Source organism: Streptomyces sp. NRRL F-2664, assembly GCF_000719345.1.
GTDB lineage: Bacteria > Actinomycetota > Actinomycetes > Streptomycetales > Streptomycetaceae > Streptomyces.
Map to the genome: position 1 here is coordinate 34,605 of NZ_JOFX01000033.1, position 13,636 is coordinate 48,240.

General features: G+C 74.3%; 15 protein-coding genes. 2 read left to right on the forward strand and 13 right to left on the reverse strand.

What is annotated here, in order from left to right; translation table 11 throughout:
- Positions 1 to 22: 22 nt before the first annotated feature.
- From IF89_RS0125485 to IF89_RS0125495, 3 genes are all read right to left on the reverse strand, one after another.
- Positions 23 to 841, reverse strand: coding sequence for an LAGLIDADG family homing endonuclease (locus IF89_RS0125485; RefSeq protein WP_030772578.1), 819 nt, complete (start codon positions 839 to 841; stop codon positions 23 to 25).
- Between the two features lie 180 nt (positions 842 to 1,021).
- Complete coding sequence (locus IF89_RS0125490; protein WP_030772581.1) at positions 1,022 to 1,786, reverse strand: SDR family NAD(P)-dependent oxidoreductase; 765 nt, start codon at positions 1,784 to 1,786, stop codon at positions 1,022 to 1,024.
- Positions 1,787 to 1,848: 62 nt separating this feature from the next.
- Complete coding sequence (locus tag IF89_RS0125495) at positions 1,849 to 2,184, reverse strand: YnfA family protein (protein ID WP_030772584.1); 336 nt, start codon at positions 2,182 to 2,184, stop codon at positions 1,849 to 1,851.
- Positions 2,185 to 2,375: 191 nt separating this feature from the next.
- Here IF89_RS0125495 and IF89_RS0125500 point away from each other — a divergent pair, with 191 nt between their 5' ends.
- Complete coding sequence (locus IF89_RS0125500; RefSeq protein WP_234327866.1) at positions 2,376 to 2,873, forward strand: hypothetical protein; 498 nt, start codon at positions 2,376 to 2,378, stop codon at positions 2,871 to 2,873.
- Positions 2,874 to 2,883: 10 nt separating this feature from the next.
- On the opposite strand, the gene IF89_RS0125505 is transcribed toward IF89_RS0125500, so the two are convergent.
- Together IF89_RS0125505 and IF89_RS0125510 are read right to left on the reverse strand one after the other, a co-directional pair.
- Complete coding sequence (locus tag IF89_RS0125505) at positions 2,884 to 3,612, reverse strand: Mut7-C RNAse domain-containing protein (RefSeq protein ID WP_030772590.1); 729 nt, start codon at positions 3,610 to 3,612, stop codon at positions 2,884 to 2,886.
- Between the two features lie 52 nt (positions 3,613 to 3,664).
- Positions 3,665 to 4,081: a winged helix-turn-helix transcriptional regulator gene (locus tag IF89_RS0125510; protein WP_030772593.1), complete on the reverse strand. Its 417-nt coding sequence runs from the start codon at positions 4,079 to 4,081 to the stop codon at positions 3,665 to 3,667.
- 154 nt (positions 4,082 to 4,235) lie between these two features.
- Here IF89_RS0125510 and IF89_RS0125515 point away from each other — a divergent pair, with 154 nt between their 5' ends.
- Positions 4,236 to 5,132, forward strand: coding sequence for an NADP-dependent oxidoreductase (locus IF89_RS0125515; protein WP_030772596.1), 897 nt, complete (start codon positions 4,236 to 4,238; stop codon positions 5,130 to 5,132).
- Between the two features lie 92 nt (positions 5,133 to 5,224).
- Here IF89_RS0125515 and IF89_RS47850 read toward each other — a convergent pair whose 3' ends face one another.
- The 8 genes from IF89_RS47850 to IF89_RS0125555 form a co-directional block, all read right to left on the reverse strand.
- A complete protein-coding gene (locus IF89_RS47850) occupies positions 5,225 to 7,186 on the reverse strand; it encodes an NADase-type glycan-binding domain-containing protein (protein ID WP_234327867.1) in 1,962 nt (653 codons plus the stop codon).
- 5 nt (positions 7,187 to 7,191) lie between these two features.
- The gene (locus tag IF89_RS0125525; RefSeq protein WP_030772603.1) at positions 7,192 to 7,767 is read right to left on the reverse strand and encodes a phage tail protein; all 576 of its coding nucleotides are present in this window, start codon (positions 7,765 to 7,767) and stop codon (positions 7,192 to 7,194) included.
- Positions 7,764 to 9,743, reverse strand: coding sequence for a putative baseplate assembly protein (locus IF89_RS0125530; protein WP_030772606.1), 1,980 nt, complete (start codon positions 9,741 to 9,743; stop codon positions 7,764 to 7,766). Before IF89_RS0125530 ends, IF89_RS0125525 begins: the two co-directional genes overlap by 4 nt.
- Positions 9,743 to 10,165 (reverse strand): GPW/gp25 family protein, encoded by a 423-nt coding sequence (locus IF89_RS0125535; protein ID WP_030772609.1) that lies wholly within the window; start codon positions 10,163 to 10,165, stop codon positions 9,743 to 9,745. Before IF89_RS0125535 ends, IF89_RS0125530 begins: the two co-directional genes overlap by 1 nt.
- On the reverse strand, positions 10,165 to 10,482 hold the full coding sequence (locus tag IF89_RS0125540) for a PAAR domain-containing protein (RefSeq protein ID WP_030772612.1): 318 nt from the start codon (positions 10,480 to 10,482) through the stop codon (positions 10,165 to 10,167). Before IF89_RS0125540 ends, IF89_RS0125535 begins: the two co-directional genes overlap by 1 nt.
- 108 nt (positions 10,483 to 10,590) lie before the next feature.
- Positions 10,591 to 12,408 carry a VgrG-related protein gene (locus IF89_RS0125545; RefSeq protein ID WP_030772615.1) on the reverse strand — a complete coding sequence of 606 codons (1,818 nt, stop codon included), beginning with the start codon at positions 12,406 to 12,408 and terminating at the stop codon, positions 10,591 to 10,593.
- A complete protein-coding gene (locus IF89_RS0125550) occupies positions 12,405 to 13,130 on the reverse strand; it encodes a LysM peptidoglycan-binding domain-containing protein (RefSeq protein WP_030772618.1) in 726 nt (241 codons plus the stop codon). Before IF89_RS0125550 ends, IF89_RS0125545 begins: the two co-directional genes overlap by 4 nt.
- 75 nt (positions 13,131 to 13,205) lie before the next feature.
- Positions 13,206 to 13,631 carry a phage tail protein gene (locus tag IF89_RS0125555; RefSeq protein ID WP_030772621.1) on the reverse strand — a complete coding sequence of 142 codons (426 nt, stop codon included), beginning with the start codon at positions 13,629 to 13,631 and terminating at the stop codon, positions 13,206 to 13,208.
- Between the last annotated feature and the right edge of the window lie 5 nt (positions 13,632 to 13,636).

Here is a 13,636-nt window from a genome sequence, read left to right on the forward strand (position 1 = left end):
TTCGAGCCCTCCACGTCGCCTTTCAGGCCTTGGCGGTCCGCAGGCGCCAGAGGCGCACGGCGCAACTCTGTGCCGTCCGTTCGAGTGCGAGGGCAGCCGCAGCGGGATCGTTCAGCCGCACCAGAAGCGCATCTTCGTCCGGACTCCAGCGACGCCGGGGCGGAGCGACCCGCATGTCCGCAGGCCGGACCCAACGGCTCATTTCGTCCACCTTGGCCTTCTTGCGCTCCAGGCCCAGACAGCCGCCGTAGTACAGGTGCGAGGCCAACTGCAGTGCCGCCTCTTTGGTGTAGAGGATGTTGTAGATGCCGTCACGCGCGTTGCGCCTGATGGTCCGCTCGGCCCCGGTGATCTTCTTGGCGAAGTGGCACAGGTAGGCGCCCAGCGCCGTACTGGCAGTGGTGAGCGACACGAACGGCAGGCCCGTGCTCGTGTACCCGACGGACCCGTCGGCGTCGATGACCCCGCGGAGGTAGTCGCGCCGGGAGAACTCCACGCGGGGCGGCCTGATGTCTCTCGACTTAGGTCCGTAGGGGAGCCCCAGTTCGTTGAGGGTGTTCCTGGCTTCGAGGGCGCAGAGGTTCCACGTGGCCGAGGCGTGGGACTCGGAGAAGTTGGTGGCGCGGGTGCGCTGGGTGATCGAGCTGTAATAGGGCGTGAGGTGTTGGAACGCGCGCAGGATTTCAATGTCCCGCACGTTGACCTCGGCGGTCAGCTTGCCCTTCCGCCCGGCGCCCTGCGCCAAGTGGCCGTCGGCTTGCAGGAAGCCGAACATATAGGCATAACGCGGGTCCTGCAGGTCCATGAAGCGCACGGGGGCGTTAGGGTCCTGGTCAGCCATGAGGAAGTGCCTTCTTCCTGGGTGGTGAGGCCCTCGCCCGGGACTGCCATCCCGGGCGGGGGCCGTTCGTTCTGCGGCTGAACCTAGGCGGGGATTCGGTGGGGGGCACGCCAAACGGATGTCGTTCACTCGAACGCATGGCGGAATGTGATGGTCCGCAACATCTGCCGGGGTGGGACCTTAGAGCTCGCGGTGGACCTTCGTGTTGGAGGCCTGGGCGCGGGGGCGGACGACCAGGAGGTCGATGTTGACGTGGCTGGGGCGGGTCACGGCCCAGGTGATGGTGTCCGCCACGTCGTCGGCGGTGAGGGGTTCGGCGACGCCCGCGTAGACCTTCTCCGCCTTCTCGGTGTCGCCGCGGAAACGGGTCTTCGCGAACTCCTCGGTCTTGACCATGCCGGGGGCGATCTCGATGACGCGGACGGGGCGGCCGACGATCTCCAGACGGAGGGTCTCGGCGAGGACACGGGCGCCGTTCTTCGCGGCGACGTAGCCGGCGCCGCCCTCGTACGTGGCGTGGCCGGCGGTGGAGGAGAGCACCACGACCGTGCCGTCGCCGGAGGCGGTGAGGGCGGGGAGCAGCGCCTGGGTGACGTGGAGCGTGCCGATGACGTTGACCTCGTACATGGTGCGCCAGTCGGCGGGGTCGCCGGTGGCGACGGGCTCGGCGCCGAGGGCGCCGCCGGCGTTGTTGACGAGGACGTCGCAGCGGTCGAGGGATGCGGCGAGGGCGTCGACGGCGGCGCGGTCGGTGACGTCGAGGGTGTGGGCGGTCGCGGCGTGGCCGGCTTCGGTGAGTTCGGCGGCGAGGGCCTCGATGCGGTCCTTGCGGCGGGCGGTGAGGACGACGTGGTAGCCGGCCGCGGCGAGCCGGCGGGCGGTGGCCGCGCCGATGCCGCTGCTCGCGCCGGTGACTACGGCGGTTCGGGTGGCGGCCGTGCTCATGTGCGGGCTCCTCGGTCGTTCGTACGGGCGATCACCCGCCAGCATAGGTGCGGCCGGGCGGGTCAGCGGCCGCGCGGGGCGTACATGATCACGGCCATGCCGGCGAGGCAGACGAGGGCTCCGACGACGTCCCAGCGGTCGGGCCGGTAGCCGTCGGCGACGGCGCCCCAGGCGAGGGAGCCGGCGACGAAGACGCCGCCGTACGCGGCGAGGACCCGGGCGAAGTCGCCCTGGGGCTGGAGGGTGGCGGCGAAGCCGTAGAGGCCGAGCGCGATCACGCCGCCGCCGATCCAGGCCCAGCCCCGGTGCTCGCGCACGCCCTGCCAGACCAGCCAGGCACCGCCGATCTCCAGGAGGGCGGCGAGGGCGAAGAGGGCGATGGAGCGGGTGATCGACATGGCTCAAAGGTACGCACGGCAGATGGGGGTGGGCGCGCCCTCATTCGTGTGATGGTCCCACTGGTCGGGGGCCGGGGAGGGCTAGCCTCCGCGCGAATGCGGGACGCGGTTCGCGGACGTGGGGCGTAGGACGTCTGACGTGGGACGCGAACGCGCGACGCGAGCAGCAGCATCAGGAGGAGGTGGTGGCGGTGGCGGTGCGCCGTGTCGCCGTACGGAGTGTGGTGGTGGCGGGGTTGCTGGCGTTCGGGGCGGTCGCGCCCGGGCCGGCGCAGGCTGCGGGGTCGGGTGGGGTGGGGGCCGGGCCGGAGGCCGACGTGTCGTACCACGGCCGGGTGGCGTTGGCCGGGTCGCGGCTGAGGGTCTGGCTGGTCCCGGAGAACGACGGGCCGGCCGCGCTGCCGAACGCGACGTTGCGGGTGCGGCTGTCGGCCGACCTGGCGGACCGGCAGCGGCTGGCGGAGGGCTGTGCGCGGGCCGGTCTGCGGGAGGTGGTGTGCGAGACGGGCCCGTTGCCGCTGCGCGGGCAGGGCCGGCACGTGGGGCTGGCGCTGGAACTGCGCGAGCGGGTGCCGGAGGTGGTGGTGCAGGTGGACACGTGGTGGAACGGCGGTGCGACCGACCGGAACCACGCGAACGACGATCACGTGGTGCTGGCCCTCGACACCGGTGACGCCTACGCCTTCTGAGCCGCTTCGATCAGGCGGTGCCGAACTCGACGAGCGCCTCGTCGACGATGCGTTCCAGGCGGGCGTGGTGGGCGCCGCGCCAGTAGACGCGCTCGCATGCGGCGCATTGCGCGAAGACGTCGTAGGAGCGGTGCGTGCCGTGTTGCAGGCGGTCGCCGACGCTCTCCTTGTCGGCCTCGTGGAGGGGCCCGTTGCAGGCGGTGCAGCGGGTCCACGGGGCGAGCGGGGGTGCGAAGCGGCCGAGGACGTCGCGCAGTTGCTCGTCGGGGTTGTCGCTGTAGACGTACGCGCCGGCGAAGATCTCGCGGCGGCGCAGCAGCCCGCGGTCGCGGGAGAGCAGGACGCGCTGTTCGGCGGCGGAGCGGGTGGCGAGGGCGGGGTCGCCGATGTCCTCGTTCTCGTAGGCGGCGTCGACGCCGAGGAGGCGCAGGCGGCGGGCGAGCGTGCCGAGGTGGACGTCGAGGAGGAAGCGGAGCGGGGCGCCGGGGATGTGCTGGGGGCGCTCGACGCCGAACACCTCGACGTCCTGGCCGTCTTGGGGCACGTAGGAGGCCGGGACCTCGCGGCCGTCGACGAGGAGGCGGCCGACCTCGGTGAGCGGGACTCCGGCGGACTCGACGACGTGGCCGAGGCTGGAGGTGCCGTCGGTGGCGGTCGGGACGCGGTCCGCGCGCCGGCTGGGCGGGGCGAAGAGGCGCAGTTCGGGGGCGAGGGTGAGCTGAATGCCGGGTCCGTTCACCCTGTCAGCATGCCATCGGGGGGCGGTGTACCGCCCCTGGTTTCCGCAGGCCTCAGGAGTCGGCCGCGGCCCGGTCGTAGGTCTCGCGGTGGGCGTTGACCTCGTCGAAGTGGTTCTCGGCCCAGACCTTCACGGAGGAGAGCAGGAGGCCGAGGCTGCTGCCGAGGTCGGTGAGGCGGTAGTCGACGCGGACGGGGACGGTGGGGGTGACGTGGCGGGTGACGAGGCCGTCGCGTTCGAGGGAGCGCAGGGTCTGGGTGAGCATCTTCTGGCTGACGCCCGGGATCCTGCGGCCGAGGTCGCTGTAGCGCAGGGAGCGGTCGTCGGCCTCGCCGAGGGCGCTGACGATGAGGCCGACCCACTTGTCGCTGATGCGGGCGAGGAGCTGGCCGGTGGGGCACTCCTTGAGGAAGGCGTCGTAGGCGGCACGGGCTTCCTCGCGGCGGGCCGCGGCGGTGCTGGTGGCCATGGGTCCCCACTTCCGGGTCGGGTACGCACCTTGGAGTGCGTACTTACGGAAAGAGAGTACCTCTCCCTAGGTTAGTGGTCATCAGGAACGGCACACACGGACCACGAACGGAACGGGGAGAGAGACGATGAGCGCGAACACGAGCGGGCGGACGATGCTGGCGGCCGTGGTGAACGGCTTCGGAGGCCCGGAGCGGGTCGAACTGGCCGAGGTCCCGGTACCCCGGCCGGCGGCGGGGCAGGTCCGGATCCGGGTCGCCGCGGCCGGGCTGAATCCGGTGGACGGCGCGGTGCGGGCAGGGGTCTTCGGCGGTGACGGGCAGCAGCTCGGTCTCGGTTGGGAGGTCGTCGGCGAGATCGACGGGACGGGTCCCGGGGTGACCGGTTGGAGCCGCGGTGACCGGGTGGTGGGCCTGCACTACGGCGCGGTGAAGCCGCTGGGCACGCACGCCGAGTACGTCGTGCTCGACGCCACCGCGGTGGCGGCCGCGCCGGCCGCGGTGGACGTCCTGGCCGCCGCGGCGCTGCCGCTGGCCGGGCTGACCGCAGCCCGCGCTGTGGAGCAGCTGGGGCTCGCGCCCGGTTCCTCGGTGCTGGTCACCGGCGCGGCGGGGATGGTCGGCGGTCTGGCGGTGCAGCTCGCGGCCCGGGCCGGCCTGGTGGTGACGGCCCTGGCGGGTCCGGGGGACGAGGAGTTCGTACGGTCGCTGGGCGCGGCCGCCTTCGTCCCGCGCGGCGGGGCTCCGGCCGGCGCGGTGGACGGGGTCCTGGACGCGGCCGTCCTGGGCGGGCCCGCGCTGGCTCTCGTCCGCGACGGCGGGGTCTACGTCGGGCTGATCCCGCACCACGCGCCGGCGGCGGAGCGCGGCATCCGGGTCGAGGAGCAGGAGGTCGCCCCGGACGGGGAACTGCTGGCGGAGCTGGTGGCCCTGGCCGATGCGGGTGCGCTCACCCTGCGGGTCTCGGAGGCCTTCCCCCTGGCGGAGGCGGCGAAGGCGCACGAGCGGCTGGCGACGCCGGGCGTGCGGGGGCGGATCGTCCTGACGGCGTGAGGGTCGCGGCGGCGCCGTGGGGCGGGGCCCTTGGTGGGGCTGTCCGGCGGGGCCGCCGCCGGGCGGGGGCTGCGCGGCGGATGGCGCGGGTGTCAGCTGCGCTGGAAGAACTCCACCTCCGCGAGGGCGAGGGGGCGGCCCTCGGCCGACCCGGCGGGTTCGTGGAGGGTCAGCCGGACCGTGGTGGCGTGGCTGATGCCGAGGGGGAAGGTCTGCGGTCCGGGCTTGTCGCTGAGGACGAGCTTCTTGTGGACCGTGGCACCGTCCCGGTCCGTCACCTCCATGTCGATGCGCAGGGCCCGTCCTTGCCCGGCGTACTCCTCGGGGGCCGGTGAGGCGCCGTTGGTGATGATGACGTCGACGAGGCGGAACGGCTTGCCGAAGGTGTAGGTGGCGGTCGTGCCCGGACCGGGGGCGGCCCAGTAGCGGTTGCTGAGGCCGTCGGTGCTGTGGGTCGCGGGGTGCCCGGGGACCTCGGCGGCGGCCTGGACGCGGGTCGGGGTGACCGCCTTGGCCTTGCCGAGCTTGTCGCAGGTGTCCTCCACGAGGTGGCGTCCGGCGGGGAGGAGCAGGAAGGCGGCCGCGCACAGGGCCAGTACGACGGCCAGCACCACCAGGAAGCGGACCAGGCGCCCGGAGCCGGCCCGGGTGCGGCGGCGGAACGGCCAGACGGTCCGCCACCACGGCAGGGGTGCGGTGACGGTGGTGGGCGCCAGGGGGGCCGCGCAGCGACGGCAGAAGCGGCGTTCGGGCGGGTTGGGCGTGCCGCAGGCCGGGCAGGGGGCGCCGGTGATGTCGTCGCCGGCGGGCAGGGGGCGCACGACGGGGCGCGGCGCGACCGCCCTGGCGGGCAGTACGGGCGCGGGCGACTCCACCGCCGGCAGCGGCGGCGCCGTCCGCCCCGGCGCCACGGGCCCGGGCCCGACCCCCGCCGCCCCGGGGCGCGACCCCGCCCCGGCGGATGTGCCGGGCCCGGACCGGCCGTCGGCCGGTGTGCCCGGGCGGGGTTCGGCCCCGGATCCGGCATCGGCCGACGTGACCGGCCCGGCCCCGGACGGGGAGTCGGCGGGCGAGCCCGCTCGGGACGGCGCCGCGGATCCGAAGTCGGCATCTGTGGGCAGGGCCGCGGCGGGCACCCTGCGCAGCCAGGACAGCCACCGTGCCGTGCGGGGCGCGGGCTGCGTGGCAGGCGTGGCCGGCCCGGAGCCGCCCGCCGCGCCGCTCCTCAGGGCGGCTGCGTCCCGGGCCGTGCCGGCCACGGCCTCGGAGGTGACCTCCCGGTCCGTGCCGGGTGTACCGGGTCGTGGCGCGCCCTCGCCGGTGGGGCCGTCCTCAGTGGCCCGCAGGGCATTCTCGTCGGTCGTGCCGCGGGTGAGGGCTCCGCCTCGGGCGGTCCCGCCCGGGCCGTTGGCCCGAGAGGCCCGCGGGCCGTCGGCCCGAGCACCCGGATCCTCCTGGACCGTGCCCGTGCCGGGCCCGGTGTCCTGGGGCGTGGCCGTGCGGCCGGGGAGGGAGCGTACGTTCGGGTCCATGCGGGCCGGGGCGGTCGGCCCTTGGGGCGGGCCGCCGGTCGTGGCCCCGCGGACGCGGTCGTCCTGAGCCGGGTCGGCCTGCCGCAGGGCGGAGCCGGCTCCGTCGGGGTTCTGCCGGGCGGTGGCCCTGCGGGTGGTCGAGGCCTGGGCGGGTCGGGCCGTGCCGGCCCGAGGGGTCTCCTCTGCACGGCTCTCCGGGGGCGTGCCACCCGCCGCGTCGTCCTCTGCCGGACCGCCCGCGGCCGGACCGCTCTCGGGTACGCCGTCCCGGCGCACGGTTTCCCCGGCCCCCTCGTCAGCGGTCGCGGCCCCACCGTTCGGGGCCGCCTCCGTCGCGGTGTCGGGATCCTGCGCCGGGGTCCCGGGGGGCGGGCCGGTCATGGCGCCGGGGGCCGGAGCCGCCTCGTTCGGGGTGCCGGAGCCCGGGCGGGTGGGGGTGGACCAGTTGAGGTAGGTGCCGCAGTTGGGGCAGAAGTCGTCGGTGGGGGCGGTGGGCGCTCCGCAGGCGGGGCAGGCGGGCATCGGCGTCAGCTCCCTTCGGTCGCGGGCGGCGGGCCGGGCAGGATCTCCACCCGGCAGAGCGTGTGGACGGGGCACAGGGTGTCGACGAGGGCGCGGACGCGGCCGGTGTCCACCGCGTACGCGGTGCCCGGCCCGCGCGGCCACACCCGTACGAGGACCTCGCCGGACGAGGCCGGGGCCGGTTCGGTGCCGGCCGTGCGGGACCAGACGGCGGTGCCGCCGCCGACGACGTCGGCGGACACGCCGAGGACCAGGCGCAGGGCCTCGACCAGGCCGCGCCGGGTGCCGCGCCACCGGTGCAGTTCCACCGCGCGGGCCACCGCCTCCCGCCGCAGTGCCGTCGGCCGGCCTGCGTCGTCCGAGCCGCCGACCCAGGACGCCAGCCAGGCCAGGAAGTCGGTGGGGGCCAGCCGCGGGTCGAAGTACGCGGGCAGGTTGTCCAGGGTCGTGAACACCGGGGCCAGGACGGTGTCCAGGCCCGCCGTGAACCGCTGGGCGAAGTCGTCGTCCGCGTACAGCGCGGGCAGCTGTTCGCCGATCGGGTACCGGCTGGGCAGGCCCGGTACGGCGGCCCGGCTCATCCCCGCACCTCCGGCTCCGTCACGACCACCTGGTGCTGGTAGGAGAAGACGAGCGTGCCCGCGCCGATGTCGATGCGGTCGACGGGGGCTCCGCGCCGTCCCGTGACGGGGTCGGCGGCGAACATCCGGATGTCCTCCACCAGGACGTCCCCGACGGCGCGTTGCAGTACGCCGAACACCTCGCCGTACTGCACGGGCCGGCCGAACGGCCAGCCCGTGCCGTCGGGGCCGCCGTGCAGCGGGTCGAGGTGCCGGAACAGCGCGGTGAGCGCCGCGTCGCGCACCCGGTCGGCGTCGGCGGCGGGCGCCGACAGCCGGGCGACGACGGTGACGCCCTGGTAGACGGGCGGTTCCACGACGAGGCTGGTCCCGATGAGGCGTCGTTCGTCGAGGGTTTCGGTGATGGCGGTGAGGACCTGCTCGGAGGGGATGAGCTGCTCGAAGCGGAGCCGGTGCGGGTCTGCGTCGTCGGAGACGGCGTCCGGCACCACCAGGACCCGTACGGAGCCGGCCCCGCGCCCGCCGTCGGTGGCGGCCAGGCAGCGGACCCGGCGGACCGAGGGCGCCGCCCGGCGGGCGAGGATCTCGTAGTCCTCGGCGGTCACGGCGCGTTCCTGCATGCGCAGCGCCTCAGGAGCGCGCAGCCTGGCGTTGTCGACGGTCTCCCCGGCGACGCCGCCGCGTGCGGCCTCGCGGTTGGTGACGCGGGCGACGTAGGGGACGGAGCTGCGCAGGACGGAGATCGCGCCGCGCGAGACGTTGCCGGCCGGGCCGCCGCCGGTGCGGTAGCGGGCCACGCGGATCCGCGACCCCTTGGGCGGTACGGCGCCGCAGGGGCGCAGGCTGCCGTCGGCCTCGCGCAGGACGGGCGGGAAGGAGAACTCGCCGGTGGTGGCGTCGACACGGACGTGCCGGTCGTCGGGCCCGGAACGGCCGAAGTGCTCGACGACGTCCCAGCGCTGCCATCCTTCGGGGGAGGACACCTCCACCACCGGCGGCTCCCCGTCGAGCAGGACGGGCGGCCGGCCCAGCCGGAAGCGCTGCCCGGCCACGCCCTCGGACGTGCCGAGCGGTACGTCGGCGACGCGCTCGGCGTGTTCGACGGTCATGGTGGCGCCGACGGTGAAGACGGCGGCCTCGCGGACGGTGGGGGACTCGGAGTAGAAGGGCTGGCCCGGCTCGGGCTCGGTGACCCGGCAGCGCAGCCAGCCGGCGCGGCTTCCGCTGATCACGGACGCGGTGTGCCCGGCGGGGACGTACACGATGATCTCGCCGGGCCGGTTGAGGCCGCCGGTGGTGTCGGAGTCGGTGGCGCAGCGCTGCCAGCGGCTGCCGTCCCAGGCCTCCCACACCAGCGGGGGCTGGCGCGGGTCCACGCCGACGCCTTCGACGCGGCTGTCCAGGCGGATCGCGACGACGCACCGCGGCACGGCGGTCGGCAGGCCGAGGAGCAGGGCGTCGCCGGGCTCGGGCGATGCCTGGAAGCACGGTATGTCGCGGCCCTCGGCGAGCGCGCCGGTCCGGTCGGCGGGTTCGCCGGCGCGGGGCGCGGTGACCAGCTTCGTCAGTTCGCTGGGCAGGATCCGCAGGTCGTCGGTGGTGGCGAACACGACGGCTTCCTCGGTGTCGCCGGCCGCGGTCGCCACTTCGGTCGTCACCTCGGTGCCGGCGGGCAGGGTGACGATGTCGGGCTGGGGGGCCGACAGCCAGAAGTCGACGTCCGCGGTGGCGGCCGACGGCGGGTACAGCTGGATGCCGAGCAGGTCGAGGAAGGCGAGGTAGTTCTTGTCCGGGACCCGGTTGAGCCGGTACAGGAGCTGGTCGACGAGGTAGGCGAACGTCTCGATGAGGGTGACGCCGGGGTCGGAGACGTTGTGGTCGGTCCACTCCGGTGCGCGCTGCTGCACGTACCGCTTCGCCTCGTCGACGAGCTGCTGGAACCGTCGGTCGTCCAGGTTGGGGGAGGGCAGGGCCATCAGTCCGCGACCATTTCCTCGGCCCCCTCCTCGGAGGGGATCGTGTAGAAGGGGAAGACCAGGTTGCGCCGGTCGTTGGTGGTGCGCACCGTGTAGTGCACATCGATGTAGAGGGTGCCCGCCTCGACGGAGTCGAAGGCGACGACGACGTCGTCGACGGTGATCCTGGGCTCCCACCGTTCCAGTGCCTCGCGGACCTGCTGGGCGACCCGGCCGGCGGTGTCGCCGTCGCCGGGGGCGAAGACGTACTCGTGGATGCCGCAGCCGAACTCGGGCCGCATGGGCCGCTCCCCGGGCGCGGTGCCGAGGACGAGGCGGATGGCTTCCTCCAGCTCGCGTTCGCGTTCGACCATGGCGATCCCGCCGGTCGGTCCGACGCGCAGCGGGAACGCCCAGCCGCGGCCGATGAACCGCTCGCTCATCACACGCCTCCGATCAGGACGTTCGGGGCACCGGTGAGGACCATCGCGCCGCATGCGGTCCGGTCGCGGGCGCGGGCGGCGGGCAGGCCGCCGATGAGGACCGTTCCGGTGGTGAGGGCCGCCGGGTTGGGGACGATCACATTGGCCGGGCCCAAGGCCGCGTGCGGCGGGACGACGCAGACATGCAGGCTGCCCACGACGGCGGCGGGCCGGCCGCCGACCAGCACCGTGGCCACCGCCGCGGCGGCGCCGGGCGGCGGCGTGGCGAGCCGGCCACCGTGGTCGGTGGGGTCGCCGGTACGGGCTGCGGCTGGCATCGGGGGCTCCTCGGGGACGGAACGGGACGGAACGGAATGGAATGCGACGGAAAGGGAGGGAAAGGGACGGGACGGAGCGGCGGCGGGACGGCGGCGGTGCGGGTGCTTTCAGTTGATGCGGATGAGGCGGGCCTTCAGGACGGCGAGCAAGCCCCCGTCGACGGTGACGTCGGAGGTTCCGGACACCTTCACCGAGCGGCCGCCGATGGTGACGCCGGCGGTGCCGTCGATGTCGACCTGGCGGCCGGACACCTTCACGGTGCCCCTGCGCGCGTCGAGCGTGATGCCGTTGCGGTCCAGGAGGACGGAGGTCAGGGGCCGGCCCCGGCCCGCGAACACGGTGAGTTCGATCCGGTCCCGGCGGTCGTCCATGCGTACTTCGAGCCGCTCGTCCCCGCTGACCAGCCGCAGCCCGGAGGGGCCGGGCGCCGCCGCGTCGAGCAGTTCCACGCGGTGGCCCGAACGCGACACGATCGACCGGCGGTTGACCTTGCCGCTGGTCCCGTCGATCAGCGGCACGTCGTGCGGTGAGGGCTGGTCCACGCCGTTGTAGAGGCCGCCGATGACGTAGGGGCTGTCGAGCAGGCCCTGCTCGAAGCCGACCAGCACCTCGTCGTTGACCTCGGGGCTGACCACGCCGCCGCCGCCCTTGCCGCCCCACTGGACGGTGCGGACCCAGTCGGTGACGTAGGTGTCGTCCAGCCAGGGGAACTTCAGGCGTACGGCGCCGCGTTGGGATCCGTTCGGTTCGCGGACGTCCGTCACCACACCGATCGCCAGACCGGGGATGCGCGGCCCGCGGCCCGGCGCGTTGGCGCCGGTGACCAGGCCCGTCAGGGAGCGGTCCGGGCTGGCGCTCACCCACACGGTGGTGCGGAAGCCGCCGTGCGGTTCCAGGACGTGCTGGACGGCGGTGGCCGTGTACCGGCCCGAGAACGCCTGCCCGACGTTGCCCAGCGCGACCGGTTTGCCGGCCCGCAGCAGCGGGTTGCCCTCGGCGACCGCCTCCAGTTCGCCGAAGCCGGAGCTGATCTGGGCGGCCGCGGCCTTCGCGACCGCCGTCGCCTCGGCCTGCGTGCGGTAAGGGGTGTCGGTGACGGACACGGAGGCCGCCCCGAACCGTGCGGCGGTCTGCGGGCCGAGGCCCGGCACGACCGTGTCGCTGACCACGGACGGCTGCTCGGCGACCAGCGGCCGCTTCGTGGTCACGTCCCAGCCGCGGACCTGCACCTTCGAGGCGCCGTCGGCGGCCGTCAGCGCGGCCCGCAGGGCGAGCAGGTTGCGCCCGTACTCCAGCACCATCGGGTCGCGGACCGCCGACGTCGACGGGGCGGGCGCCCCGGACGCCTTCACGGGCCGGGTGAACTGCAGCAGCCCCTGGTCGTCGACCCGTACGTGCGCGCCGCTCTCCCCGGCGAGGAACTGCAGGAAGTCCCAGTCGGAGACGTTCGCCTGGGACAGTTGCTTGTAGGTGACCGGCGCCGCCTCCACCTTCCCCACGGAGAGCCCCGCGCCGGCGGCGACCTTGCGGACGATGGCGGCGGCCGTCATGTTCCGGTACGCGACCACCTTGCGGCCGCGCTGGAGGCGGTGCGCCTTGGAGTAGGCGCGGACGACCGTGAAGGAGCCGGTGCGGTCCCGGTCGATCTCCAGGGCGGTGACCTCACCGTTGAACAGCCGTTCCCGCGACAGTCCCTTGACCGTCGCGACCGACACCCGCAGCGGGGTGCCGATGGTGATGCCGGTGGCGCGCAGGAACTCGTGGTCGGGGTCGCGGTAGGTGAGGACCGCGGTGTCGGGCAGGCCCACGTTCTCGTCGACGACACAGCTGACGAGTTGCGCCGCCCAGATCTGCGGCAGTTCGCCGGGTGCTTCCACGACGGGGTCGGCCGCGAAGGAGCGCCCCCCGGTCTCCGACCCGCTCACCGCTGTTCCTCCTCGCCGTGCTGGTCCCGCGTACCGGGCACCACGATCTCGGTGCCGGGGACGAGGGCCATGGGGTCGTCCAGGCCGTTGGCCTCGGCGATGACCCGCCAGGCCGTCGCGTCGCCGTACTCGCGCCAGGCCAGCATGGCCAGGCTGTCGCCCGCGACGACGGTGTGGGTGCTGCGGGCGGTGCGTGAGCCGGAGGTCGGGTTCTGCCCGGGCGGGTCGACGCTGGCCTCCTCGATGGACAGCGCGCAGGTGGCCCGTAGCGGTCTGCCGTCCACGTCGAAGAGGGTGTACGACACCGACAGGTTCGACAGCACGCCGTCGAAGGACGTGGTGCGTGCACTGCCCCACTCGAAGCGCACCCAGGGGCTGGCGGGCTTCTTGCGGCCGAGGCTGGCCGGGGTCGGTACGCACGCCTTCATCAGCTTCTCCACCGCCTGCTCCACCGAGTTGTCGTGGGTGGCGGTGGCGTCGAGGAACACCTCCAGGCTGAGGGTGCGCGGGCCGCTGCCGACGAACTCGGGCAGCGCCGACTGCCCCGCCATGCGGGACGGGGAGCGACGCCACTCGGTGGTCTTGCCCAGTTGCAGGGTCGACGGGTTGAACTGCAGGTCGAGCCGGGCGATCGTCCCGCCGGGCTTCGCCCCGACCGAGGCCGGGGGTTCCTTGAGGGTGAGCTGGGCCCGGGCGCGGCTGGCGCGTGCCGATGAGGCCATGCCGTGGACTTCCTTCCGGGGCGACGGGTGAGCGGGACGGGGGGTGCGGGGAGGTCGTGGCGGGGCGGCGGGTGGTCAGGAGGGGAGCAGCCCCTGGTGGGCGATCTCCAGCGACTCCACCGCGGCGGCGGAGTCGGCGGGGTCGAAGGACGGCCCCTGCCAGCGGACGGGGACGATCCCGAAGACCTGCCAGCTGATGATCCGGCTGAGGTCGGGACGCAGCGCGACGATCTCGCCGTCCTTCGGTTCGACCCGCCGCAGCGTCTCGTCCAGCCAGCGGCCGATCTTCGCCGTGTCGGCGGTGACGGGCCGGGTGAGGGTGATGTTCGACCAGGTCACCCGGCCGGGCAGCTGCCAGGTGAAGCCGTTGTTGCCGCCCTCGGCGTAGCTCTCCATCTCCACCTCGGCGCCCATGCCGGAGCAGGTGTGGAAGGCGCCCAGGTCGTTGCCGCCGATCGCCAGCCGGAAGAACACGCTGGTCGCGAAGATGTTGTCCGTCATCGGTC

What these genes read in the sequence shown, in the direction of transcription:
- IF89_RS0125485 (WP_030772578.1), bottom strand. Translation starts at nt 841, where the DNA reads ATGGCTGACCAGGACCCTAACGCCCCCGTGCGCTTCATGGACCTGCAG.
- IF89_RS0125490 (WP_030772581.1), bottom strand. Translation starts at nt 1,786, where the DNA reads ATGAGCACGGCCGCCACCCGAACCGCCGTAGTCACCGGCGCGAGCAGC.
- IF89_RS0125495 (WP_030772584.1), bottom strand. Translation starts at nt 2,184, where the DNA reads ATGTCGATCACCCGCTCCATCGCCCTCTTCGCCCTCGCCGCCCTCCTG.
- IF89_RS0125510 (WP_030772593.1), bottom strand. Translation starts at nt 4,081, where the DNA reads ATGGCCACCAGCACCGCCGCGGCCCGCCGCGAGGAAGCCCGTGCCGCC.
- IF89_RS0125515 (WP_030772596.1), top strand. Translation starts at nt 4,236, where the DNA reads ATGCTGGCGGCCGTGGTGAACGGCTTCGGAGGCCCGGAGCGGGTCGAA.
- IF89_RS47850 (WP_234327867.1), bottom strand. Translation starts at nt 7,186, where the DNA reads ATGCCCGCCTGCCCCGCCTGCGGAGCGCCCACCGCCCCCACCGACGAC.
- IF89_RS0125525 (WP_030772603.1), bottom strand. Translation starts at nt 7,767, where the DNA reads ATGAGCCGGGCCGCCGTACCGGGCCTGCCCAGCCGGTACCCGATCGGC.
- IF89_RS0125530 (WP_030772606.1), bottom strand. Translation starts at nt 9,743, where the DNA reads ATGGCCCTGCCCTCCCCCAACCTGGACGACCGACGGTTCCAGCAGCTC.
- IF89_RS0125535 (WP_030772609.1), bottom strand. Translation starts at nt 10,165, where the DNA reads ATGAGCGAGCGGTTCATCGGCCGCGGCTGGGCGTTCCCGCTGCGCGTC.
- IF89_RS0125540 (WP_030772612.1), bottom strand. Translation starts at nt 10,482, where the DNA reads ATGCCAGCCGCAGCCCGTACCGGCGACCCCACCGACCACGGTGGCCGG.
- IF89_RS0125550 (WP_030772618.1), bottom strand. Translation starts at nt 13,130, where the DNA reads ATGGCCTCATCGGCACGCGCCAGCCGCGCCCGGGCCCAGCTCACCCTC.
- IF89_RS0125555 (WP_030772621.1), bottom strand. Translation starts at nt 13,631, where the DNA reads ATGACGGACAACATCTTCGCGACCAGCGTGTTCTTCCGGCTGGCGATC.